Raw genomic sequence first — 26,525 nt, 5'->3', positions numbered from 1 at the left:
AAATTTTAAAATAAAGTTATATAATTAATAATGCAAGAAAGGATTTGTATACAATAATATTATCATAAAAATATTAAAATTAAAAGAAAAAAATCGAATATTGTAAAAATTTGTAGAATTGGTATCTTATTTGACACAAATTAAATTATAAAAGGCTTCGCTATTAATAGCTCAGCCTCATACATTATTAACTCCCATTATTTTTTTACTTTTTAACCTTAAAAAAGTTAATATAGTTCCAATAAAACAAATTATTGCTGCAGTTATATACACAATTTTCATCCCATATATGAATGCATCACTTCTTCCAGCCATATAATCTGTAACACGATATCCAATTTTAAAGCTCATTCCACTATATAAAAGTGTTGTGGCTAATGCTATTCCGCATACCATCCCAAAATTTCTTACAAGTGCATTTATACTTCCTGCAATTCCAAGCTTGTTTTTTGGTACTGTAGACATTACTAAAGAATTATTAGGTGATTGAAATAAACCCATTCCAATTGATATTATTACAATAAACATTATCAGATTTATCAAATTTGAATTTTCATTTAAAGTGGACATTAATAGTAATCCTATACTTATTAACATTAGTCCTATAAAAGTTAATATCTCTGAACCTATCTTATCTGATAGGTGTCCACTTACAGGCGCTACAACTGTTAAAATTGCAGGATAAATCATAAGTATTAAACCTGTATGTTGGGGTGTATATACCATTACATCTTGAAGGTAAAATGGCAGAATAATATTATTACAAAATATAGCCACAAAGCTAATAAATCCACAAAAAATACTTAATGAAAATAATTTGTTTTGAAATATTTGTAACTCAATTAAAGGATTTTTCCTTTTTCTTTCTACTAAAACAAAAGAAACAAGAGAAATAACTGATGTTATAAAGCCAAATAAAATAATAGGATTTTTAAAACCTCGATTTAATCCTTGATTTAAAGTTATAAACAATGGAACTATAGTAAGCATAAACAATACAGATCCAATAATATCCATCTTTTCTTTTGCCTTTTCATTGCCCTTAGGTAACAACTTATATGAAAAAAATAATGCAACTAAACCGATAGGAACATTTATTAAAAAAATATATTCCCAGCTAGCTACACCTACTATAAGACCGCCTAATCCAGGCCCTACCAAAGAACCTAAAGCCACAGCAGTTCCTGAAAATCCAAGAGCCTTTCCCCTTTCATTTGAAGGAAATACTTCTGTTATAATACCTTGATTATTTGCCATGGTTCCAGCTGCACCTATAGCTTGTACTACTCTTGCAATAATCAATATAGGAAAGGAACTTGTTATACCACAAAGAAATGATCCAATAGTAAATAAACCTATTCCATACTTAAATATTTTTGTTTTTCCAAACATATCTCCTAATCTTCCAAAAATCAATACAGTCCCAGCAATAACAATTAAATAGCTTGTTGCTACTAATTGAATATTAGCTGTTGTTACCTCTAAAGCCTTAGCCATTTTCGGTAATGCTACATTAACAATGCTACTATCTAATGCCGACATAAATGTAGACATTACAACAATAATCAAAACAAACCATCTACTTTTATCACCCCAATTTTCCATTTAAACTCCTCCTAATTCTTTTAATCTTTGAGTAACATCAAAAATCTTTTTTAAAGCTTTCATAGTAATTAGCTTCTCTTCCTCTGATAAATCTTCTGTTATCAAATTTAATAGTTCCTGAATTTCTTCATGAATTTTAGGCATAACTTCTTTAGCCTTTTCTGTCAAATATAATTTATAAGCTCTACTATTTCTTTCATGTTGCTTTTTATATACATAACCTTGTTCTATTAATTTTGTAATAGTTCTTGCTGACATAGCCTTATCATTGCCTATTTCTTTGCTCAAATTATTTTGGCTAATACCTTCATTTTTTTCTAAAACAAATAAATATGGACAAGAGCCACTGCTTAATTCATATTTCTTTAAAACCCTGTCTAAATAAATCTGTATATTTCTAAAAATCTTACTATTTAACATTATAAAATGGAAGTTTTCTTTTTCCATTATTACTACCACCTCTATTTTAATTGACTAGTCAACAATTATTATACCTTTTTTGTTAGGAACTTTACAAGAGCCCGTGAAAATCCTTCTCAGGGCTTAACAAAAAACTTTTTCAACAGTCTGCATTGGATAAATATATTCAATTAATTCTTTTATAAAATAAAAGGCATGTATTTAATTTAAATACATACCCTAAATGTTTATTTTCATATTAATAATTACCACAAATTTTTAGAAGAAGTAGAAACACCTACTGCTCCATTAAAAAGTGCATTCTCTATATCATTTTTATCAGATATCAATCCTCCAGCAATAATAGGTATCTTTACATAACTATTAATTTTCTTTATTACTTTATATGATAACCCCGGCATAATCTCTACTGCACTCGGTCTATCCTCTAATATATTTTTAATTCCCGTTTCAAGGGATCTTGAATCAAGCAAAAAAATTCTCTGAATCGCTATTAAGCCTTCATTTTTAGCACATTTAATAAGCGTTGGTTTTGTTGTAATAATTCCATCTACACCAGAAAGTTTTAAATATCTAACCGCTTCTTCATCCTTGCCTAATCCTTCAACTAAATCAATATGTGCAAATACTTTTTTTCTTTTAATTTTTATTTTATTTACAACAGCATTAATATTTAGTATACTTCCACATAGTAAAAAAACTACAGTCACATCTTTTTCTAATGCAAAATCAACATCTTTAACATTTTTAATTGCTGCTATTATCGGGTTTTCCTCTAAACAATCAAGTATTTCCCTCATACTCAGCCCCCTAAGTTAATATTTCTACCCTTGATGTTGCAACAATATTTGAACCCGTTCCAAGCACATTTTCAATAATAATATCACCAATTTCAACTGGTGCATTAACAACAACCTTATTAATCTCCTTCATAATATCAAATATTTTTGTTTTAGGAATTTCTTTATCCGTTTTAACTGATAAAAGAGGTCTATCTCCACCTCGTACCCTAACTGTAGATGTTATTATTCTAGTTGGATTTGTAACTTCATTCTTGGCATAGTCTTCTCCTCTTTTGCATCTATTACCCTTAACTTTAATCTCTCCATTAAACTCAACTTCAAGCTGACATCCTAAGGGGCAGCTTATACAAGTCATATTCTTAATCATTTTGCTACCTCCTCTAACTCAAAAGTTAATTCCTTGCCTTCAATCTTTTCAAGAATATCTTTAGTTAATTTAACATTTTCCATCTCACCAGGTGAAACATGATTTTTTCTTGATTTATAAATTATTTTCTCACCATCTTTTACAACCAAATTTACATTATTATATACATTGCTAACCCTCATATAAAAATTAACTGATTCTCTTACATTATCAGGATGAATTATATTAGGAACTACATATCTTATTCCATTGATTCCCTTAGTACAATATTCTTTTCCATTTTTGACTTGCTGGCCCTTAATATACTTTGATGCCCCATAACCTGCAAGACGACTCTCCTCAGTAACAAAATCAACTAAATCATGTACATGAACTACATTCCCACAGGCAAATATCCCTTCTATACTTGTTTCCATAAGCTCATTTACATAAGCCCCGCTTGTAATAGGATTTATATCTATTTTAGCTTCCCTTGTCAGCTCATTTTCAGGTATAAGTCCTACAGATAATAAAAGGGTATCACATTCAATATACATTTCTGTTCCTTCAATTGGTTGCCTGTTTTCATCTACTTTTGCAATTGTAACTCCTTCAACTCTTTCTTTACCATGTATTTTTACTACTGTATGGTTAAATAATAGTGGGATATCAAAATCTTCAAGGCATTGGACAATATTTCTTTTAAGTCCTGTTGAATATGGCATTAGCTCAACAACCATCTTAACTTCTGCACCTTCTAAAGTCATTCTCCTTGCCATTATAAGCCCAATATCTCCTGAACCTAATATAACTACCTTTTTGCCTACCATATACCCTTCCATATTTACAAATCTTTGTGCTGCACCTGCTGTAAAAACTCCGGCAGGTCTTGTTCCTGGTATATTTAAAGCACCTCTTGTTCTTTCACGGCAGCCCATTGCAAGAATTATTGCTTTTGCTTCTATTTCAAACAAGCCATCCTTGGGGCTTACTGCAACTATTTTTTTATCATCAGACAAATGGAGTACCATTGTATCTAACTTATACTCTATTCCTAATTTTTTAGCCTCATCAATAAACCTTTGAGCGTATTCCGGACCAGTTAACTGTTCTTTAAATATATGAAGTCCAAAACCATTATGAATACACTGCTGAAGTATTCCTCCAAGCCTTTTGTCCCTTTCTAATATAAGAATATCATCTATTCCGTTTTTCTTTGCTTCAATTGCAGCAGCAAGTCCGGCAGGCCCGCCACCGATTATAACTAAATCCTTCTTCATTTTTTCGCCTCCATTCACTTTGTCTCTCCTGTTAAGATATAGCTACCTTTATCTGACTTTGTAATTTCTGTTAAAGGTATATTAAGTTCTCTTGCAAGAATTTCAACTACTCTTGGCATGCAAAATCCTCCCTGGCATCTTCCCATTCCAGCCCTTACTCTTTTCTTTACACCATCTACACTTCTTGCTCCAAGAGGTCTTTTAATTGCATTAATAATATCTCCTTCTGTTATATGCTCACATCTACAGATTATTCTGCCATAAGAACTATTTAATGAAAGTACTCTTTTTTTCTCATCATCGCTCATATTAATAAACAATTTAGTGTTTTTTCTTTTTGGTATAAAATTAGTTTTCTTTATTAACTTTAATCCTTGATTTTCAAGTAAATTAACAACATAAGGTGCAATTGCAACTGATGCCGTTAAACCTGGAGATTCTATTCCCGCTGCATTTACAGCATTTCTTGTAGGAACATTTATTACAAAATCATTTGTACTTGGAGTTGCTCTAACCCCCGTAAAAGAAGTTATAATATCCCTCGGATTAATATTTTTAACGCTTTTAGCTCCTTCCCTTAACACTTCTTCAAGCCCTTCCTTTGTTGTAGATACATCATCTTTTTTGTCCATCTCAATAGCGTTAGGTCCAACAAACAAATTTCCATGGACTGTTGGCGATACCAGTATTCCTTTTCCTTTGCTTGATGGAGTTTGGAATATTGTTCTTGTAACCATATTTCCAACAGCTTTGTCAAAGAGGCAATATTCTCCTCTTCTTGGAATAATATTAAATTTTTCTCCTCCAAGCATGTTGTTTATTTCATCAGAAAAAAGTCCTGCAGCATTTACCAGGTATTTAGCATCTAAAATTCCATTATTAGTTTCAATTTTAAAAATATCTTTATCTTTATAAATATTAATAACCTGAGTAGATAACATAAATTCAACGCCATTTTCATTAGCATTTTCTGCAAGGGCAATTGCAAGTTCAAAAGGAGATACAATCCCACCTGTTTTAGCATAAAGAGCACCAATTACATTATTTTGTATATTAGGCTCTAATGATAAAACTGTATTCTTATCAATTATTGAAAGTTCCTTTACTCCGTTTTTTAATCCCCTTTCATAAAGTGTTTCGATATGCCTCATTTCCTCATCATTAAATGCCAAAACCAATGAACCATTTTTTTTGTATGGCACATCTAATTCTCTGCAAATTTCTTCATACATCTCATTTCCAAGGACATTAAATTTTGCCTTTAATGTTCCTTCTTTTGCATCGTATCCAGCATGTACTATTCCACTGTTTGCCTTTGTCGAACCATTTGCAATATCGTTACTTTTTTCAATCACAACACAATTTAAATCATATTTTGAAAGTTCCCTCGCAATACTTGTCCCAACTATTCCTGCACCTATTATTGCAACATCATACATAACAAGCCCTCCTTCAAAAAAATAAGCCATGGAAAATAGACCACCTCAGTGGTCATTTCCATGGCTCTCACTTCTCGCCAAATATTATATATTTATTTTACAATAAATAAATTTATTTTTCAAAAACATTTATTAGTTATTCTTCCTTTTCCCAAGCAAGAGCTCTATTTACTGCCTTATGCCATCCCTTTACAAGCTTTGCCCTCTTTTCTTCACTCATATTAGGTTCAAACTTTCTATCTACTGCCCAGTTATTCAAAATTTCTTCTTTGTCTTTCCAGTATCCAACTGCAAGGCCAGCAAGATATGCTGCACCGAGTGCAGTTGTTTCGATAACCTTTGGTCTATATACATCAACATTTAATATATCAGACTGGAATTGCATTAAAAAGTTATTTGCAACTGCTCCTCCATCAACTTTAAGGGCGCTTAAGTTTATACCTGAATCTTCTTGCATTGCACTTAATACGTCCATTGTTTGATAAGCCATTGATTCAAGAGCAGCCCTTATTATATGTTCTTTTTTAGCACCTCTTGTTAATCCTACAATAGTTCCTCTTGCATACATGTCCCAATATGGAGCACCCATTCCAACAAATGCAGGAACAACATAAACTCCATTTGAATCCTCAACAGCAGTAGCATATTCTTCACTATCTGCTGCAGTTTTTATCATTCTAAGCTCATCTCTTAGCCACTGGATTACTGCACCAGCTATAAATATACTCCCTTCAAGGGCATATTCAACCTTTCCGTCAACTCCCCAAGCAATTGTAGTTAAAAGTCCATTCTTTGATTTAACAGCTTTTTCACCTGTATTCATTAGCATAAAGCATCCTGTTCCATAAGTATTTTTAGCCATACCTTCTTTATAGCATCCTTGTCCAAATAAAGCTGCCTGCTGATCTCCTGCATCTCCTGCTATTGGAATTTCTCCACCAAGCGTATCTACTGTTGTATAACCATATATACAGCTTGATGGCTTAACTTCTGGTAACATTGATTTTGGAATGTTTAGTATTTCAAGTATTTCATCATCCCACTTTAACTCATAAATATTATATAATAATGTTCTTGATGCATTTGAATAATCTGTAACATGGACTTTACCACCAGTTAAATTCCATATAAGCCATGTATCAACGTTTCCAAATAATAGTTCTCCCTTTTCTGCCTTTTCTCTTGCACCTTCAACATTATCTAAAATCCACTTTATTTTTGTTCCTGAAAAATAAGCATCAAGAACAAGCCCTGTCTTATTTCTAAACATATCTACATAGCCCTTATTTCTTAATTCATCGCATATATCTGCTGTTCTTCTGCATTGCCAAACTATTGCATTATATATGGGTTTCCCTGTATTTTTATCCCAAACAACCGTTGTTTCTCTTTGATTAGTTATTCCCACTGCAGCAATATTATCAGCAGTAAGACCTGCCTTTGCTATAGCCTCATTAGCAACACCTATTTGAGTTGCCCATATTTCCATAGGATCATGTTCTACCCAACCAGCCTTTGGATATATTTGTTTAAATTCCTTTTGAGCTACAGAAACAATATGTCCATCCTTATCAAAAACAATTGCTCTTGAACTTGTTGTTCCTTGGTCTAAAGCTAAAACATATTTTGACATTTTAAAATCCCCCTTAAATCATTTAAATTATTTGTTTATATCAACTTTATTTTTATTTATTACTTGCATGCTTGGGAAATATGGAACGAGTATTTTTTCATAAATAAATGCTCCTATTTGTGCCCCAACAATTGGTCCAAATATTGGTACTATAAATCCGTAACCATTAGGACCAATTGCTGCACTACCCCAACCTGCAAGCATTGCAAATAATCTTGGTCCTAAGTCACGAGCTGGGTTCATTGCAAATCCTGTAAGAGGTCCAAATGATGAACCTATTATTGCTATTGTTATACCAATCATAATTGCTGCCATCCCTGGAGTTGGAGCAGATTGGTTTCTAGTATCTCCAACTGCTAATACTACTATTAATAAAAAAGCTGTTATTGCAACTTCAACTAAAAATGCACCGGTCATGGTTAAATGTGATTTTGGGAAAGTTGAAAATATACCTACTAATTTTGCACTCTCTTGACTCCCTCTTACAAGATTATTTGTTTGTTCGTACAACAAAAATCCACTTCTATATAATCCATATACAACTGCTGCAGCTGTAAATGTACCAAGCATTTGAGCTATTATATATGGTATAACTTTTTTCTTATCAAAACCTTTAAATGTTGTCAATGCTAAAGTAACTGCTGGATTTATATGAGTCCCTGATACTGAACCTGTAACATAAATAGCCATTGCTACTGCCATACCCCAGACTAATGATAATTCCCATTGCCCTATGTTTGCTCCTTCTAAAACAAGTGCTGCAACAACACCTGAGCCTATAAAAATAAGTATAAAAGAACCTATAAATTCAGCAACCAACTCTCCAAAATAACCTTTTTTCATTTTTCATTTCCCCCTCTTTAAATTAATTAAAATTTATTATTATGAATTTAAATAATGTTAGAAATATAAGAGATTAAAAATATCATGATGACAGTATTATTTTGTTAAAATTGTTATGTAACTTTTGATGTTTATAGTTTTATCATACAGCAATAGATTTAATTGTAATTTACAGTACATAAATTGAGTCAATTAGGTATTAAATTACTTTTTAGCTAATAATCATTGTCTTTAAAACTTCCATAAAACAGCCTTTTTCAGTTTTTTCTACTAGCCTTAAAAATTAGATTTTGATTTTTAGATAATTAAAATTAAAAAACAAAATCTTTAATTTTTCTCCCCCCCTCCCAAAAAAAAGCCGCAATACTACTAATGTAGTATTGCGGCTCAGACTGAAGACAAAGTATAAAATTTTTTTAAGAGAATCCTCAAAAGCAAAAAGGATTCTCTTAATTTATGTCGAATATATATAGTAAAGTATTAAATATGGTGGTGTTTAAAATGCTAACTAAAGAAAAAAATGAAAAACGTACACAAATAGAAATATGCTCAATTGATCAATTAGTACCAGAAAATCATCTGGTAAGAAAACTTGAGGCTGCTATTAATTTTGATTTCATATATGATCTTGTATCAGATAAATATTCTAAGGATATTGGTAGGCCAAGCATCGATCCAGTTGTATTATTTAAAATTGTATTTATTCAATATGTATTCGGGATTAAATCAATGCGCCAGACGATATCAGAAATTCAAACAAATATTGCATACCGTTGGTTTATAGGATATGGACTTTATGACCCAATTCCTCATTTCACTACGTTTGGCAAAAACTATGTAAGAAGATTTAAGAATACAGATATTTTTGAAAAAATATTTGTTAGAATATTAGAGGAAGCAGTGAATGCGGGATTAATCAAGTCAGACGCTGTATTTATTGATGCAACCCACGTAAAGGCAAATGCTAATAAGAAAAAATATGATAAGGTAAAACTCGAAAAAGAAGCCCGTGTATATCAAGAGCTTTTGGACAAAGAGATAAACGAAGATAGAGAGTTACATGGTAAAAAGCCATTAGATATGAGTAAAAAAAAACTAGAAGTTAAAGAAACAAAAATTAGCAAGACTGATCCAGATAGCGGAGTATTAAGAAAGAATGAAAAAGAGAAATGTTTTGCATATTCATTTCATGCTGCATGTGATAGGAATGGTTTTATACTTGGAATAACTGCTACAGCTGCTAATGTCCATGATAACACCATGTTTGATACAATATTAGAGCAAGTAAAAAAGAATGTTGGAAAGCCTGAATATATTGTAGTAGACGCAGGGTATAAAACACCCTATATATGCAAAACAATAATAGATCAAGGAATTAGACCTGTAATGCCATATACACGCCCAATGACTAAGGAAGGATTCTTTAAAAAATATGAATATGTCTATGATGAATATTATGACTGTTATATATGTCCTAACAATCAAATATTAAACTATAGGACAACTAATAGAGAAGGATATAGAGAATATGCATCAGATTCTAAAACATGTAAGGATTGCCCATATCGAAATAAATGTACAAACAGTAAAGACTATACAAAGGTAATAAACCGACATATATGGGCTGATTATGTTGAAGAAGCCGAGCATCTAAGATATACAACTCTTAATAAAGAAATATATGAAAAAAGGAAAGAAACGATAGAAAGAGTTTTTGCAGATATGAAGGAAAAGCATGGCATGCGCTTTACGACCCTAAGAGGATTAAAAAAAGTAACAGCGCAGGCGATGCTTGTTGCTGCTTGTATGAATTTAAAAAAGATGGCAAACTGGCTATGGAGGTCTGGGAAAACCGGACCTAATAAAGCTTTTTTGCTTAGAAAATTATATATCTTACATTTGAAAACAGCTCTTCCTTTATGGAGAGCTGTTTTTGTCTACAATCTGAGCCGCAATACTACTAATGTAGTATTGCGGCTCTCATCTCTCTGCCTTATACGACTTTATTTTAACATAGTATTTTATAATTATCAATATTTTTTGAAAAGTTAAAAAATTAACTTTCGACAGTCAAATTAGCTTCCTAAAATAATAAAGGACAGGCATTTTAAATAAATACCCGTCCAACTATTGACAAGAAACTAATCATAATACATAACGCATTTAATATTGATTGCTTATTTCTACATAAGCAAATATAAAGTACTATCCTAAAAATATTTATCAGTTCATTATTAAACTCCTGAATAGGCTGAAAATCCTCCATCAACAGGAATAACTGTTCCTGTAACAAATCCTGAAGCTTTATTATCTACAAGCCAAAGAAGAGTTCCTATTAAATCTTCAGGGGTGCCAAACCTGTTCATAGGAGTATTGTTTAATATTTTTTCTGCTCTTTCTGTATATGAGCCATCTTCATTAGTTAATAATCTTCTATTTTGCTCTGTTAGGAAAAAGCCTGGTGCAATTGCATTAACCCTTATTCCAACCTTTGATAAATGTACAGCAAGCCATTGAGTAAAATTGCTTACTGCTGCCTTTGCTCCGCTGTATGCAGGAATTTTGGTTAGTGGAGTAAAGGCATTCATTGAAGATATGTTTATGATTACAGCGCCATCTTTTTCAATCATATCCTTTGCAAAGGTTTGAGTAGGCATTAATGTTCCTAAAAAGTTAAGATTAAATACAAACTCTATACCCTTAGGATCAAGGTCAAAGAATGTAATAATATTACTATCTTTATTAATTAAATCTTCTTTATATAAATACTCCTTTGTTGTAGTCCCTTTAGGATTATTGCCTCCAGCTCCATTTATTAATATATCACAGCTCCCTAATCTTTCATTAACCTCTTTTTTCGCATTTTCAAGGCTCTCTGAATTAAGTACGTTACATTCAACTCCAATTGCATTATATCCTTTATCACATATATCCTTTGCTACTTTTTCAGCCTTTTCCTTGTTTAAATCAAGCACTGCAACCTTTGCGCCACACATTGCAAGAGCCTCTGCAAACATGCTACAAAGTATGCCTCCTCCTCCTGTTACAACGGCTGTTTTGCCATTAAGATCAATGCTAAATGGTAAATTCATAACTATTATCTTCCTTTCATAACTACTTATTTGCTTTTTCAATTGCTTCATATAAACCATTAAGGTATACAGCTCCCAAAGCCCTGTCATAAAGTCCGTATCCAGGTCTTCCCTGTTCTCCCCATATCATCCTTCCATGATCAGGCCTTACAGGGCCTTCAAATCCAATATCATAATATGCCTTCATTATTTCATACATATCGAGAGATCCATCTTCACTTCTATGGGCTGATTCTTCAAAAGACTTTTCACCGGTAATTTTTATATTTCTTACATGAGCAAAATGTATTCTTCCCTTTTTACCAAAATATCTTATAAGCTCAGGTATATTATTATTAGGATCTACTCCAAGAGATCCTGAACAGAGAGTAATTCCATTATTGGGGCTGTCCACAAGATTTATAAATCTTTCAAGATTTTCCTTATTTGTTATTATTCTTGGAAGTCCAAATATTGACCATGGTGGATCATCGGGATGAATGGCCATTTTAATTCCAACTTCCTCAGCAGTTTTAATAACTCTCTCCAAGAAATATTTTAGATTTTTCCATAAATCTTCCTCAGTTATGCTTTGATACTGAATTAAAAGATTTCTTAGGTCTTCTTTATTATAGCTTGTATCCCAACCTGGAAGTTCTAAGTCCCCCTTTAAAGGATCCATCTGCTGAACTGTTTTTTCATCATAAATAAGGGCTGTTGAACCATCAGAAAGTTTGTAATCAAGACAAGAGCGTGTCCAATCAAACACCGGCATAAAGTTATAACATACAACTTCAATTCCTGCCTTTGATAAATTTCTTAAAGTTTCGCAGTAATTATTAATATACCTATCCCTTGTTGGAAGTCCCATTTTTATATCTTCATGTACAGGAACGCTTTCAATAACCTTGAAATTCAATCCTTTTGCTTCGATTTTATTTTTTAACTCCATTATTTTTTCCAAGGGCCAAATCTCTCCTACAGGTACATCATATATAGCTGTTACAACACCTTTAACCCCTGGTATCTGCCTTATATAATCCAATGTAACTTTATCACTGTCTCCATACCATCTAAAGGTCATGTACATAAAATTACCTCCCCTCTGCTACACAAGCTTCATAAACATTTTCATTGTTTTTTTCAAGTGTTTTTCCGTTAATTACAATTTTTCTTGTTTCGGATTTTGGAAGATGTATTTTAACTTTATTATATGGCAGTTCATACTTACCTTCTTCTGAAATATCTATTTTTACTTTTTCTCTATCGCATTCCATATTAACGTTTACAAATGCAAATATACCCTTCTTATAGTCGTTTGTGTATCCGTCATCTTCATAAAGTTTAAATTCAGTTTTTCCATTATGTCTATGAGGGAATACCATAAATCCCCTTTCATCCTCTGACTTTGTTTCAAAGGTATGTAATATCAAGCTTCAGAGCCTACTTGCTTTCTCTCATGTATTGCTTTTTTTATCTTTTCCATCATTTGAGCATCAAGTATATAGAATTTCATTGCTATTATTGATGCAATATGTCCTATTATTGGAAGTCCCCATATAATAAAATATATTGCTAAAGTCATTTTATTGTTAACAGGTGTATTGGGCACGATTTTGGTATTCCCATAACCAGCCCAAGCAATTGCAGCTCCTACTATGAACGTTGAAAAAGATGAAATTACTTTATCAACAAAGGAGAATAATGTTCCCATCATTCCAGGTATAAATCTTCCAGTTCTGTAAGTTTCATAATCTGAACAATCCGCAATCATAGGTATAACGATATTACCAGCTAAAGATGCAGCAGCAGACTGTAATGCCATTAGTATAAGAAGTATTAACACACTGGTTCCCCAGGTAGGTTTAGCAAGAATAGGAGCTGTTGCAATAAGTAAAAATAACATTAATAAACTTATCCACGTTGATACTACAAAGGCTTTTTTTATGCCAACTTTTCTTGCCCAACCAACACCAACAAAAGATGCTAAAAGAGTAGGTACAGTAGCATAAAGTGAATACTTTCCCTGTAGTGAAGAATTTAGTAAAATATTAGCAAAGAAATATACCATTCCAGCCCTTACAGCAACCAAAGCAAGTTTATCAGTTGAAGCTGCAATTGTAAGCATTTGTATTGGCCTATTATTTTTAAGAATATCAATATAATCTTTAAATTTGATTTTTACATTATTTTTACCTAATCCAAAGAATTCTGTCCTATCTTTTTGCCATATCCCAATTATAGCTAAAATAGTCAAAACAAAAGATACTATCATAAACATTAGTGACACATCTTTCCAGAGATCAGGGTCAATAAGCTTTTTAGGATACTTTGGCGCCATTACTGTTGTAATTATAAAAGTAGCTAAGCTAAATAATATTGCATTATATATGGAATCAAAAAGTGAGAATATAGGACGTTGGCCAGGATCATTTGTCAGTGCTGCTTGGGCGCCTTTTGTAACGCAAGTTTGAAATGTATATCCTATAATAAATATTACATACCATATAGTTGTGTAATTATATTTTTGTGCCACTGAATAATCAAGCGGGGTGTGGAATATAGCAAATATGGATAAAAACATTATTATATTACCTATCAACATGAAAGGTCTAAACTTTCCGAATTTTGTATTGGTTTTGTCAAGCAAAAAGCCTATAATTGGGTCAGTTACTGCATCCCATATACGCATAGTTGTTGCTATAGTACCAACAATTATTGCTGAAAGACCAAGAACATTTTGAGTAAAGAAAGCATAAAATCCCATAAGTACCATAGTTACATTAGTTGCTGTGTTATTTAGGACAAATAGGGCAATTTGCCATATTTTAGCTCTGTTATAGATTATATCCCTATTTGTTTGTACATTTGAATTTGTTACATTTAAATTTGTATTCATATTTATCCCCCTTGAACAATTATTAGTTAGGCAATTTTTAAATATCTACTTCTCAACCGCATTTTGTAATAGCTTAATTATGCTTTACAATCATGCAGTCAGTTTTTACTTATATTACATTTATTATCACCACCCTGCATAATAGATAATGTATCAAATTAGTGTTCAAAGCCACTAGTTGCCATTAATTGTTTCCTAACTAACTAAATAAACAAAAGTATCTAATAGATTGTTATTTTTCTATCTTCTTGTTTCCCATAGATTGCACCACACAAGTTCATTAAATGATCCTTTAAATTGTGATTCTCCCATAATTTTTTGAATTGTTTGACGAATAATTTCTCTTGTATCTTTATAAGCATTAATATATGTTTTTACCATAGGCACGTCTGTTAAATGAGTTGTATAGTTCAAAGATATAAATACTGTTGGAATTTCATATACATACCAGGGAATATCACTGGACATAGGACATTTCCATCTTATACGATAATTATTTTCAGCTGCATACCCCACAATATCTGCAAAAATTAATGCTGCATCAAATTTCTTAGACAATTCAGAAGTTTTGCCTTTTTCTCGTGTAGTACCATCATGTAGAGTAACCTCAAAACCTACTCTTTCAAGTTCTTCTATAATTATTTTCTCCGCATCCTTTGAACCATGTGTAATACCACCAATTTCTCCAAATAAAGTATGAAGCCTAATTCTTTTATGAGTACTTGGTCTAATTGGGAGCTGGTTCCATGTATCTTTAACAAGTGTAATTCCCAAATCAGCTGCCTCCCTTGCCATAGCCAAGTGCTCTTCACAACCAATAACTCTTAGACCTTCTTTAGGAGGTATTAAAGTTCCCTCTTTTTGTTTAACATGCAGCTTTAGAGCAGCTTTTAAACCTAAAATCCTGCGTAAAGCATCATGCAAACGTTCTTCTGTAATAACACCGTTTTTGTATCCTTCCAGCATAAAATTGAAATCTTCTTCATAATCATTGAAAAATAAGAACATATCACATCCTGCAGCAATTGCAGCAGGTACATAATCCCTGCGCTTCATAGCAGCAGCCATGCCTATCATATGAGAAGCATCAGTTAAAACCAACCCATTAAATCCCAATTTTTCTCGTAACAATCCTGTAATTAATTCTGGGGCCAAACTTGCAGGTAAAACATCTTCATATTTCAAACCTGGAACCAACTTATACTGATACTCCGGAAGTGCAATATGGCCAGCCATTATGCTCATAATACCTTCATCAATTAAATGCTTATAAACCTTGCCAAAGCTTGCCTCCCATTCTTCAACACTAAGATCATTCACGCCTAAAACCAGATGTTGGTCACGCTCTTCAACCCCGTCACCTGGGAAGTGCTTAGCACAAGAAGCTATATTACTCTGCCTTAAACCTTTAATATAAGCACTTGTATACTTGATAACCGTCTCTGCGTTGGTACCATAGGCTCTGGTATTAACAATCGTATTTCTCCAGTTCATTAAAATATCTGCACATGGCCCAAAATTCCAATTAACACCAAGTGCCGCAGCTTCACGACCACTTACATAACCTGCATTATATGCCACCTTTTCGCTTCCTGTTGCTTCACAGTGTGCGGCAGAAGCAATATAAGTACCATCTTTTGTTGCTCCATCTCCACCAGCATCACAGTTTGCAGCTATTAATAGGGGTACTTTACTATATTTTTGAATACTTGATAAAAATTCATATATTTGTTCTGAATTACCACCATGATATCTTACTCCGCCAATATGATATTTATCAATAATTTCTTTTGCTTTTTCAATATCAAAATCAGTAAACAGATTGATAAACAACTGACCTATCTTTTCTTCAATCGTCATACTTGTGATGGTATCCTCTACCCAAGCTATATCTTCATCGCTTAAATAATATGGTTTTGCTTTTAAATCTACTAATGGCATTTTTCTACCTCCATTTCAAAAGATAAAGGGCTTATTTTAATATTAAATTAAACTCATCAATCAATTTTTGTTGATATTCTCCTCTATAGCTTCCATATAAAAACTTTATTAATGCTTCAGACGCTAACCTCTTCCATGAAAAATCTTCTCTTCCAACTAGAATAGGATAATACAAAACCCCATTCTTTTCTGCAGCATCTAAATCACCCGGTGCATCCCCAACCATCAATATTTCATCACAAGAATAATTATTTTCTTTAAAAGTAGCTATGCAAAATGCTTTACTTCCTGCCTCTTGTCCAAGAATTACCTGGACATAAGAATCAAGCCCGCAACGTTCCCATTCAGACTTTACTGCATTTACATTTGCAGAAGAAATAACGACAATATCTGCAACAGTGCTAATTATCTCCAAGCTTTCTTTAACGTTAAGAAAAGGTTTATCAAAATCAGTCAATTCAGCAATAGCCTTATTAACAGCATTACTCCAGGATAGTGCTTTAATTAATTGTTCATCCTTTGTCTCTTCTATAGCCTTTTCTAATGCAGGATTTGATAATTCTGGTGAAGTCTCAGTCCACTGTCGTATTGATGAAAATTCTGGAACAGAAATACCTTCTGAAGATAAAATTTCAAAAGTCTTTATAAGTCCTTTAAAGCGATTAATTCCCCTTGTTCTTGAATATAAATTTACAAAATTCCATACTTCTAAAAATCTGTCCTGGATATCCTGAAGTCCCCATTCTTCAACTGCTTTTGGTCCAAAACATTTCTTGTGTTTTACATCCATCGTATCCATTGCACATCCATCCGAGTCAACACAAACTAAAAATTTTTTTCTCTTTTTAAATCCTGCTATAGTATCTTTCATTTTAGCCCCCTAATACGTTTAAATTATTTTATTTTTTTAACATCCCCTTAGATATTTTATTGCTATTTTTTATAATAAAAATCTGGTATACTGCGCCATCTCTCCCTTAGATAATGTGCTGCCATTTTTGGCTTCCTATCCCTGGTAAAAACACCCTTTCTATTACCTTGTACACGCCATATTCCTTGACTTGTTGCAAAATCTGCAAAGTTCCAAACATGCTCTCCAATAAAATTTTTAAACTGATCTATTACCTCATGGTTAGCTTTCAAAAACTCAACTTGATATTCTTCTGTAAACATCACAGGAGTAGTTTCATGAAAGCCTGCTATTGTATCTGCACCATATTCTGTAAACATTATAGGTTTTTCAGGATACATTTTTTGAAGCTTTTCCAATTCCATTTGAATTAATCTTTTAGCACATTCTATCTCTCCACCCGAAATATACCATCCATAGTATCTATTTAACGCCAGAACATCAATCAGAGAAGATACTTTACACTTATCAGGAGTTGCGTACACGTGAGTAACAATAGTAACAGGTCTCTTTTGAGGATCAAGTTCCTTTGCCAGTTGAACTAAAGGCTTAAAATATTCATAAGCCCCTTCCTCTTCAGTTGCAGCTTCATTTGCCAATGACCACATAACTACACAAGGATGATTCTTATCTCTTTTAATAAGTTCAGCAATTACATTCTTATGATGTTCAAAGGTTTTTATTTCTTTCCATGTATCTTTCTTTTTACCGCCATAAAATGCACCCATAAGCCCCAAATGCAAACCTACAGCAGGCGTTTCGTCTATAACAACAATTCCTTCCCTATCTGCAAGTCTCATCAGTTCTTCTGAATAAGGGTAATGCGAGGTCCTGAATGAATTTGCCCCAATCCATTTTAACAAAGAGAAATCTTTTATATTAAGAGCCTCATTAAATCCTCTTCCACTCACATGGAAATCCTCATGTTTCCCAAAACCTTTAAAATAAAAAGGTTTTCCATTAATTAAAAATTTACCATCTTTTACTTCAATTGTTCTAACTCCAAAGGGCTGTTCATATTCATCAATTACTTCACCATCTTTTAACATCTGAACTTTCATCGTATATAAATAAGCCTTCATTGGCTCCCATAAATTTACATTCTCAATGATTAACCGCCCTTCTCTATTGCTATTGCTATCTACAAGAATTCCCTTCTCATCAAACACCTTAACTGCAACTTCATATCCTGGTACACACTCTATATTGTAATTTACTATGCCATTATTCCCATTGATATCTGTAACTATAGTAATGTCTTCAATGTAATCATTAGGAGTAGTATAAATTTTAACCGGCCTGTTAAGTCCAGCATAGTTAAAAAAGTCAAAATTAGGTTTATTTGTTACAACATTCCCTGCACCAGGTATATTTTTTTCTTCTAAAATGCCAACAGGAAGTGTAGTCTTATCTATAATATTATTAACAGCTACAGTCAACCTATTTTTCCCTTCAGAAATAAATTCATTAATTTTTGCTTCAAAAGGAGTAAAACCTCCTTTATGTTCTGTTACAAACATGCCATTTATATATACTTTTGCGTAATGAGTAGCTGCACCAAATCTAAGAACTATTCTATTACTAAGCATGTGTTTTTGTATTACAAAATCCCTCTCATACCAAACCCAACCAACATGGTCTCTAAATCTTTCCCCTTCGTATAAATCATTAAAAGACGCTGGAACAGCTATAGGTAGAGTTTCTTCCAGAGGAGATTTATACCACCCCTTATCAAACCCACTTCCATCATCAAGTTTAAAACTCCAAATTCCATTTAAATCAAATACTTGTCTTGTTGCTGTAGAAATAGGATATAACATTATCCTTCCCCTCCATTTTTTATTTGCTTACAAAGAAACTTAAAACCTTTATCCTATACATTTACTATCTCAGCCATTTTATCCTTCGCAGCTTTAAATTTGTTTTTTTATAAAATCCCAAAAGTTATTACTAAAGATACTTTCTACATCCCTTCTAATCTCTTCTTCACTTATTACCCAACCTGAATCCATGATGTCTTCATATTTATCTATAAGTACAGATGAAATTATTTTTTTAGAATGATACCATTTATATATAAGCTGATCTATTACTCTCGAATCTGAATGTTGTGGAATAAAGGATAATCCGAGGGTTTCCATTCTTATTCTTGTAATCTCATCTATCATACTCGGGTTATTTAAAAACCACCAGCATCCAAAAACCATAAGATTCCTGAACTTTCTTGCTAAAATTGCAAGTTCATGCTGATTCTCTTTAGAGAGCATAGTTATCATAAATTTATTATCCATAAACTCTCTGCACAAATATTCAACTTCACTTATATCTGCCTTTCCAAGAAAATCTCCAGCTAAGCTCAGCCTTGGATTTGCAGCCCTTTTTACGCCTATCATCATTGCAAAGGGAATATTAAATTCTCTACATACAGGCAAAACACATTTTTCAATTATCTTCTTTTTGTATGTATTATCGTTTATTATAGTAAACGACGGTGGCAGCGATACCGCCATATATACTGAATCGGTTTTCCTCACCCATTCAGATAAAAATCTTTTTATTTCTTCGATTGATTTATTATCCAATTCGAATTTAACATCATATCCCCATTGATTTAATTTTAAATATATCGTATCAAAATCATTTAAAAGAGGGTCAATTCTTAATGATGATATAAACCTGCTGTCTTTATTGTATCCCTTTTCCCATATCTTCCTCTCTTTTTCATCAAAAGGGTCGTTTGTCATTATGACTTCCTTTACATTAGAAATCTCAAAAACCTTATTTATATATTCACTTGTGTTGATTGAATCATAATACTTTCTGTATTCATCTAAATTCCTTTTTGAGATATCAAATCCAAGTTTGGATAATACAGTCAAAACCCCTCTTTGTGCTTCACTAATAGGCGTATGCTGCAAAAACAGTGTTTTCCATATTTCATTAGCCTGCTCTGTTTTTGAAAGTTCGAAAAATTTTTCATATTCAATGTTAGAATATCTAAAGTATTCTGCGCAAAGATAGTGATATGTCAGAAGCTCATCTATACCCCATAGAGATAATTCTTTAAAGCTTTCTGGGAAAATATGTGTATGGATATCTGTTATTTTAACGTTTTCAATTTCATTTAAAACTACTTTTTTTAATAAATCTCTGTTAGTGATTATAGTATTTCATCTCCTCTCATAATAATTAAATCAATTATTGTTAACGTGTGCATTTCTGATTAAAAAATTTTATTTTATTCAAATAATATTTTTAACTGATTTTCTGATAACAAGTTCTGCATCCATGTACCTTATCATTCCATTTCCATTTCCTTTTTCAACAAATTCAAGAATAGTTTTTGCACCTTCCATTCCTATTTGTTCAATATGCCTATTTACAGTTGTAAGAGAAGGTATTAAAAATTGAGAGACACCATTATCATCAAATCCCATAACCGAAATATCTTCAGGTATTTTTAAACCTGCTTCAAAAATAGCATTCATGGCGCCTATTGCCATATCATCATTTGAGCAAAATACAGCAGTAGGAATATTAGAAAGTGCAAGAAGCTTTTTCATTTCAATATAGCCGCTTTTAAAATCATAATTTCCTTGAGCTATGTATTCCTTATTTATCATAATATTGTTTTCAACCAATGCTTCAAAGTACCCTTGTCTTCTTTTTTCTGTTGATTTAAAACCTTCTTTTCCTAAAATAATAGCAATGTCTTTATGCCCATTGTCTATTAAATATTTTACAGCTTGTTTTGATGCAGCTTTATCATCAGTTAAAATAGAAATTACTTTATCATTTTTTATCTCTCTATTTAACACAACAATAGGTATTTTTTTCTCTATAACATTATATATAAATAAATCATCTTTTTCAGTCTGACTCATTAAAATAATACCATCAAATCTCTTAGGAGTTATTAGCCTAAAGTCTTTATATTCATCAATTCCTTTTACAATTAGATTATACCTATCTTTTATAATACTATTAACACCTTTAACAGTCTGATTAAAGAAAGATGGTGTTGTTTCGATATTCAATGTTGAAAAAAACAATCCTATGTTAAATGTTCTATGGGTAACTAAATTTTTTGCACTAATATCTGGAACATAATTAAGCTGTTTTGCTATTTCTTTAATTTTATTTTTTGTTTCATTCTTTATAAGGGGGCTATTGTTTAATGCCCTTGAAACCGTAGTATGTGAAACTCCTGCCAACTTTGCTATATCTTTTATTGTAACACTCATTATATTTCACCTTGTTAAAAAATAAATTTTTATTACAAGATATATTATAACATTATTTGCACACGTTAACAATAGTTTTTTTGATAACTTATAAAATTCATTCAATTTTAAACAAATCAAATATTGGCAGGTTTCACTCTATTTATATGCTATCTTTGTACTCTTCCTGATGCATCTCCCTTCATTAAAGTTTCAACTTCCTCTTTTGAAACAAGATTAAAGTCTCCTTCAATTGAATGTTTTAAACAAGATGCTGCAACTGCAAACTCAAGGGCATCTTTGCTGCTCATTCCTGAGGATAATCCATATATAAGTCCTCCAGCAAAGGAGTCTCCACCGCCGACTCTATCAACAATTCTCATATCATATTTTCTTGATCTTATAAATTCCTTACCATCATAAATCATAGCTGACCAGCCGTTATCTGAAGCTGAGTAACTTTCCCTTAAAGTTATAGCCACATATTTTAAATTAAACCTATCATAAAGTTCTTTAGCAACCTTTCTATATCCCTCTTCACTTAGCTTCCCACTTTCAATATCTGTAGCATCAGCTTTTATTCCAAATACTTTTTCAGCATCTTCTTCATTTGCAATTACAACATCACAGTATTTTACTATCTCTCCCATTATTTTTCCTGCTTTTTCACTGCTCCAAAGCTTTTTCCTATAGTTAAGATCACAGCTTACTATAACTCCTTTTTCTTTTGCTTTTTTTACAGCTTCTAAAGTTAAATTTGCACAATTATCTGATAAAGCTGGAGTTATTCCTGTAAAATGAAACCACTGTGCATCTTTAAAAATTTCATCCCAATTAAAATCTTCGCTTGTAGCCTCTGAAATAGATGAATGGGCTCTATCATATATTACCTTTGATGGTCGTTGTGATGCTCCTTTTTCGCAGAAATATATTCCAAGCCTTTCCCCGCCTCTTGCTATGTAATCAGTTTTTACTCCATACTTTCTAAGCTCATTTACTGCACACTGTCCTATTTCATGTTTTGGAACCTTAGTTACAAAGTATGCATCTTTACCATAGTTAGCAAGGGATACAGCAACATTTGCTTCTCCTCCCCCATATACAACTGAAAATTCTTTTGCTTGAATAAACCTTTCATACCCTATTGGTGCAAGTCTTAACATTATTTCTCCAAAAGTTACAAATTTACTCATTTTTGCTTACCTCCTCAATATTTATATATTAATTCTATTTATTTTTGTCTTGCCTTTTTCACAGCTTCTACGAATTGCTGTGCTGTTTTTGTTACAAGTTCATAGTCTCCACTTTTTGCTCCCTTTGTAAGGCTGCTTCCTGTGCCTACTGCAATAGCTCCAGCTTTAATCCATTCCTCAACATTGTTTAAGTCTACTCCTCCTGTTGGCATAAAGTTTCCCTGTGGAAGAGGTCCTTTAAAATCTTTAATTATTGAAGGCCCAAAAGCACTTCCTGGAAATACCTTTAAAATTTCAGCTCCTAGCTCTAAAGCTTCAATAGCATCCCTTACAGTCATAACCCCTGGCATGACAGGAACTCTATATCTGTTACATAATTTAATAGTATCAGGATTTAAACTTGGGCTTACGATATATTTTGCACCTGCTAATATACAAGCCCTTGCTGTTTCAGGATCAAGTACTGTCCCTGCACCTATTACAACATCATCATCTTTATATACCTGTGAAAGCTCTTTTATAATATCAACAGCACCTGGAACTGTCATAGTAACTTCAAGAATATTTATTCCGCCTTTTTTAACAGCATCAACTATTTTTATTCCCTGTTCTTTAGACTCTGCCCTTATAACAGCAACTACACCGCTATCCACTATTTTTTTAATAGTTTCAATCCTTTTCATCTTCATACCTCCCATAATAATCCATTTTATTTTTAATCTTTAATTTTTACCTTCAGCATAACAAGAGCATTTTGTAATTAAATTTTTGTTCCACATTATGAAACATAGTTTCATTAATATGATAAAATATATAACAAACTCTTTGTTTGTTTCGTATTGCGGAACATCGTTTCATTATATATCAATATTATATTAACATTACTTTTATAAAAATTCCATAGATAATTTATAATTTTGTTTATTTTTTTATATATCCTAACTGGTATGAAATTTCCTCTGTTATTTGAATTAATATTCCCTTTATCTCTTTTATTTTATCATCAGTCATATGTATAGTAAGGCCCGATATACTTACTGCAGCTTCTACTTTTCCTTCTCTATTATATATAGGTGCTGCAATACACCTTATTCCTTCTTCAAATTCAACCTCATCAACAGCATAACCTCTTTCCTTTGATTTTTTTAATTCATTAATTAGTCCATCAATATTCGTTATTGTATTTTGTGTATACTTAATCATATCTTTTTCTTTTATTAACGCTTTTATAAAGTTTTCATCAAAATCCCATAAAAGAACCTTGCCAACTGCTGTACAGTAGAGGGGAATTCTTTTTCCTATCTGTGAATTCATCCTAACACTTCTTTTGTTGCTGTGGCTTTCAACTTTATCAATATATATTGCTTTATCTCCATCAAGCACAGCAAGATGTACAACCTGATCAGTTAGCTCTGCAAGTTTCTTTAAATATGGTCTTGATATATTTCCTATATCAAGGCTATCAAGTATTGAGTTTGCAAGATATAAAATTCTTTTCCCTAGTCTATAATTATCGCTATCAATTTCCTTTTCAACATATCCTTTATTCATTAAAGTTAAAAGCAATCTATGAACTGTACTCTTACTAAGACCAATGTCCTTTGATATTTTAGTTACTCCACATCCTTTTTTCTCCTCAGAGAGCTTTTCTAAAATTAATATTGCTCTTTCAACTGATTGTACATTGCTTTCTGCTTCCTTTGCCATATAATCACCTCAACTACTAAATTTACCTAAAGAAAAATCTATTAAATCTAATTTTATCATAATAATTTTTATAGATAAACTAATATAAAAAATATCTACAGGTTTTGATATATTCCCATTATGCCAGACAACTAAAATAATAAAGGGCAGGCATTTTAAATAAACACCCACCCAACTATTAACAAAAATCCATAAATATCAATGAAACTTAAACTCTTTCTTTTGTTTTATAATTTCTGATAAAATGATGCGGTTTAAGTCTGTTAAAATTATTTATAGTCTGAAAAATTTTGCGACTACTTATGATACGGTTCAGCGTATCAATAATTACCTCAAACGCAATTTTGAGTATACAATATCGATTTAATTATACTCTGCCTGTAAGAATTTCATAAGATTCTTTTTCTAAAAGCCCATGATTTAAGAGTATTTCTGCCACTTCCCTGCCGAACTGTGCCAGGTCATTTCCGCTTAAGCGAGCAGTAAAAATAATTTCTTGGGTAGCACTTATAAGTTTTTCTTCACGTTCTATCATATACCATACAGCTCCTTTCTTATTGATGGAGTTATTATAGCGTCGATTTTATAAAATTTAAAGGGTCATTAATAGCAAAATGGAGATTTGCTTGTAATAGACAAATCCCCATTTAAAATATCTTTTTCATCTTTACATCTGGTTAGTATAAGTTTTATTTTCTATCAACGTTCTATCAACAAAAATAAAAAATTGTTGATAGAACGTTGATAGGTTCACTTTATTTTTTTAATAAATATCTCTTGTAACTCTTCTCTCCTTTATTCAAATTTTGTATGATTTAATGTATAATATTAAAAGTAATTGTATTTAAGACAGGCTATCTATCCGGAGGTTAAAAAATTGAACAGAGAAGATTTTGAAAAACGCCTATATATATCATATTTGGATGAAACCACGGTATATTCTTTTAAGAATGTAATATATCATGCCGTAGTAAGTATGACAACAAGTAAAGAAAATTATATCCAAAATATCGAAAAAGGTTGGGCTGAAATAAGACGTCAATTTAATATAAAAGATGGGGTATGCCTACATTTTACTGATATTAAGGCTTTATTAAATCCTAAATACTATGAAAGACCTGAAAAAGAACGTAATTTAGATATGGAAGAAATTTTCTGCAATAATGGAGAACTATTAACTGATAAATTATATGATTTTTATATTGCTATTTGTGATTTCATAAAAGATAATGATTTTACAATACAAGCATCAGGTCAAAGATATATAAAGTCTCCCATGTTTACTAATAAAAAGATTAAGGAACTTACAAATGGTTATTGGTATCCTTTATTCAGAGAACATCTTGATGCAATGACTTATTATTTTATAAAGATTGCATATGATGAGTATCTTGAAAATATCAAAACAAACACTAATGCTAAATATTTCAATAAAATGGTTAAGTTAAGATATGATGGCGACTTTGATCTCTCGGTTAGAAATGACTTTAGAAACGCCTTTAGTCACAGCATATCCAATGGAACAAAACGATTTACATCCGATGCTTTTAAAGACATCTTTGATGAGGTAAGATTTATTGATAAATCTGAAGTTGGTTATTGCATACTCTGTCCAAATGATTGTAATTCAAGACTCATAAATCATGTAGGAAATGAAATCGTTGATTTTTTAACCCTTTATGCAGCTAATTATATAGCTTTTGATTATATGAAACATGACTTTATGGAATATGAATGTAAGATAGAAAGTGATGCTGAATCTATTATAGAGCAAAAACTTACTATTAGTATTAATGGTAAAAAAGCAATAACTCCACTTGATGTTATTAAGCCTAAAATTTTTAAGGAATAAATTGGATTTATTTTAAAATATAATTGACAAATATTAATAGATTTGATATATTAAAGTTGACGGAGGGAGTGATTCCTGTACCGTCACAACTCGCAGGAGCTTTATCTATGCGAGATTTTTTATTTTACTGGAAATAATTTAAATCAAAATGCATATATTATATTTGGTAGAGGGAGAGAGTCCTGTCCTACCACACCCTATGGGACGTTGTTTCATAGGTAAGTAGCAGGTTAAATATCCTGCTACTGTATTTGTTAGCAAAGTAGCGTTGCTAATGGCTTCCTTGACACCCGAGTTTGGGTATAAGCTGATATTATGACAGCAAAACCATTAGAATGTCTACTTTTTTTGTATAGATAC

23 protein-coding genes are annotated in these 26,525 nt (G+C 31.8%); 2 read left to right on the top strand and 21 right to left on the bottom strand.

Annotated features, from left to right (window positions below; genetic code table 11):
* Positions 1 to 177: 177 nt before the first annotated feature.
* The 8 genes from FDN13_RS08205 to FDN13_RS08170 form a co-directional block, all read right to left on the bottom strand.
* Positions 178 to 1,605, bottom strand: a complete 1,428-nt coding sequence (locus FDN13_RS08205; protein WP_138979752.1) for an MFS transporter — start codon at positions 1,603 to 1,605, stop codon at positions 178 to 180.
* The gene (locus tag FDN13_RS08200; RefSeq protein WP_138979751.1) at positions 1,606 to 2,052 is read right to left on the bottom strand and encodes a MarR family winged helix-turn-helix transcriptional regulator; all 447 of its coding nucleotides are present in this window, start codon (positions 2,050 to 2,052) and stop codon (positions 1,606 to 1,608) included. It abuts the gene before it with no gap.
* Positions 2,053 to 2,270: 218 nt separating this feature from the next.
* Complete coding sequence (locus FDN13_RS08195; protein ID WP_138979750.1) at positions 2,271 to 2,825, bottom strand: glycerol-3-phosphate responsive antiterminator; 555 nt, start codon at positions 2,823 to 2,825, stop codon at positions 2,271 to 2,273.
* A 10-nt stretch (positions 2,826 to 2,835) separates the two neighbouring features.
* Positions 2,836 to 3,195: a DUF1667 domain-containing protein gene (locus tag FDN13_RS08190; protein WP_138979749.1), complete on the bottom strand. Its 360-nt coding sequence runs from the start codon at positions 3,193 to 3,195 to the stop codon at positions 2,836 to 2,838.
* Entirely contained in the window at positions 3,192 to 4,454 is a 1,263-nt protein-coding gene (locus tag FDN13_RS08185) for an NAD(P)/FAD-dependent oxidoreductase (protein WP_138979748.1), read from the bottom strand. The genes FDN13_RS08190 and FDN13_RS08185 overlap by 4 nt, the downstream gene beginning before the upstream one ends.
* Positions 4,455 to 4,468: 14 nt before the next feature.
* Positions 4,469 to 5,893, bottom strand: a complete 1,425-nt coding sequence (locus FDN13_RS08180; RefSeq protein WP_138979747.1) for an NAD(P)/FAD-dependent oxidoreductase — start codon at positions 5,891 to 5,893, stop codon at positions 4,469 to 4,471.
* A 136-nt stretch (positions 5,894 to 6,029) separates the two neighbouring features.
* Positions 6,030 to 7,526, bottom strand: coding sequence for a glycerol kinase GlpK (gene glpK / locus FDN13_RS08175; RefSeq protein WP_138979746.1), 1,497 nt, complete (start codon positions 7,524 to 7,526; stop codon positions 6,030 to 6,032).
* A gap of 27 nt (positions 7,527 to 7,553) precedes the next feature.
* Positions 7,554 to 8,369 carry an MIP/aquaporin family protein gene (locus FDN13_RS08170; protein WP_138979745.1) on the bottom strand — a complete coding sequence of 272 codons (816 nt, stop codon included), beginning with the start codon at positions 8,367 to 8,369 and terminating at the stop codon, positions 7,554 to 7,556.
* Positions 8,370 to 8,870: 501 nt separating this feature from the next.
* On the opposite strand from FDN13_RS08170, the gene FDN13_RS08165 reads away from it, so the two are divergent.
* Entirely contained in the window at positions 8,871 to 10,421 is a 1,551-nt protein-coding gene (locus FDN13_RS08165) for an IS1182 family transposase (protein ID WP_435369328.1), read from the top strand.
* A gap of 182 nt (positions 10,422 to 10,603) precedes the next feature.
* On the opposite strand, the gene FDN13_RS08160 is transcribed toward FDN13_RS08165, so the two are convergent.
* The 13 genes from FDN13_RS08160 to FDN13_RS14215 all read right to left on the bottom strand — a co-directional run bounded on the left by FDN13_RS08160 (position 10,604) and on the right by FDN13_RS14215 (position 24,848).
* Positions 10,604 to 11,461, bottom strand: coding sequence for an SDR family oxidoreductase (locus FDN13_RS08160; RefSeq protein ID WP_138981056.1), 858 nt, complete (start codon positions 11,459 to 11,461; stop codon positions 10,604 to 10,606).
* A 22-nt stretch (positions 11,462 to 11,483) separates the two neighbouring features.
* Positions 11,484 to 12,530, bottom strand: a complete 1,047-nt coding sequence (gene uxuA / locus FDN13_RS08155) for a mannonate dehydratase (RefSeq protein WP_138979744.1) — start codon at positions 12,528 to 12,530, stop codon at positions 11,484 to 11,486.
* A 4-nt stretch (positions 12,531 to 12,534) separates the two neighbouring features.
* Positions 12,535 to 12,873, bottom strand: a complete 339-nt coding sequence (locus FDN13_RS08150; RefSeq protein ID WP_207670872.1) for a DUF5110 domain-containing protein — start codon at positions 12,871 to 12,873, stop codon at positions 12,535 to 12,537.
* Positions 12,870 to 14,339, bottom strand: coding sequence for an MFS transporter (locus FDN13_RS08145; RefSeq protein WP_138979743.1), 1,470 nt, complete (start codon positions 14,337 to 14,339; stop codon positions 12,870 to 12,872). Before FDN13_RS08145 ends, FDN13_RS08150 begins: the two co-directional genes overlap by 4 nt.
* A gap of 240 nt (positions 14,340 to 14,579) precedes the next feature.
* The gene (locus FDN13_RS08140; protein WP_138979742.1) at positions 14,580 to 16,280 is read right to left on the bottom strand and encodes a glycoside hydrolase family 3 protein; all 1,701 of its coding nucleotides are present in this window, start codon (positions 16,278 to 16,280) and stop codon (positions 14,580 to 14,582) included.
* Positions 16,281 to 16,311: 31 nt separating this feature from the next.
* Positions 16,312 to 17,151: an HAD family hydrolase gene (locus tag FDN13_RS08135; RefSeq protein WP_138979741.1), complete on the bottom strand. Its 840-nt coding sequence runs from the start codon at positions 17,149 to 17,151 to the stop codon at positions 16,312 to 16,314.
* Positions 17,152 to 17,213: 62 nt separating this feature from the next.
* The gene (uidA, locus tag FDN13_RS08130) at positions 17,214 to 19,010 is read right to left on the bottom strand and encodes a beta-glucuronidase (protein ID WP_138979740.1); all 1,797 of its coding nucleotides are present in this window, start codon (positions 19,008 to 19,010) and stop codon (positions 17,214 to 17,216) included.
* A gap of 93 nt (positions 19,011 to 19,103) precedes the next feature.
* Entirely contained in the window at positions 19,104 to 20,069 is a 966-nt protein-coding gene (locus tag FDN13_RS08125) for a glucuronate isomerase (protein ID WP_243120197.1), read from the bottom strand.
* 363 nt (positions 20,070 to 20,432) lie between these two features.
* Entirely contained in the window at positions 20,433 to 21,434 is a 1,002-nt protein-coding gene (locus tag FDN13_RS08120; RefSeq protein ID WP_138979738.1) for a LacI family DNA-binding transcriptional regulator, read from the bottom strand.
* Positions 21,435 to 21,583: 149 nt separating this feature from the next.
* The gene (locus FDN13_RS08115) at positions 21,584 to 22,606 is read right to left on the bottom strand and encodes a sugar kinase (protein ID WP_138979737.1); all 1,023 of its coding nucleotides are present in this window, start codon (positions 22,604 to 22,606) and stop codon (positions 21,584 to 21,586) included.
* A 38-nt stretch (positions 22,607 to 22,644) separates the two neighbouring features.
* Positions 22,645 to 23,289, bottom strand: a complete 645-nt coding sequence (locus tag FDN13_RS08110) for a bifunctional 4-hydroxy-2-oxoglutarate aldolase/2-dehydro-3-deoxy-phosphogluconate aldolase (protein WP_138979736.1) — start codon at positions 23,287 to 23,289, stop codon at positions 22,645 to 22,647.
* A gap of 238 nt (positions 23,290 to 23,527) precedes the next feature.
* Entirely contained in the window at positions 23,528 to 24,313 is a 786-nt protein-coding gene (locus FDN13_RS08105; protein ID WP_138979735.1) for an IclR family transcriptional regulator, read from the bottom strand.
* 367 nt (positions 24,314 to 24,680) lie between these two features.
* On the bottom strand, positions 24,681 to 24,848 hold the full coding sequence (locus FDN13_RS14215) for a hypothetical protein (RefSeq protein ID WP_168190113.1): 168 nt from the start codon (positions 24,846 to 24,848) through the stop codon (positions 24,681 to 24,683).
* Positions 24,849 to 25,190: 342 nt separating this feature from the next.
* On the opposite strand from FDN13_RS14215, the gene FDN13_RS08100 reads away from it, so the two are divergent.
* A complete protein-coding gene (locus FDN13_RS08100) occupies positions 25,191 to 26,165 on the top strand; it encodes a hypothetical protein (RefSeq protein ID WP_138979734.1) in 975 nt (324 codons plus the stop codon).
* Positions 26,166 to 26,525 lie beyond the last annotated feature (360 nt).

Source organism: Caloramator sp. E03, assembly GCF_006016075.1.
Lineage (GTDB): Bacteria > Bacillota > Clostridia > Clostridiales > Caloramatoraceae > Caloramator_B.
This window is presented reverse-complemented; position numbering and strand designations above follow the sequence as displayed.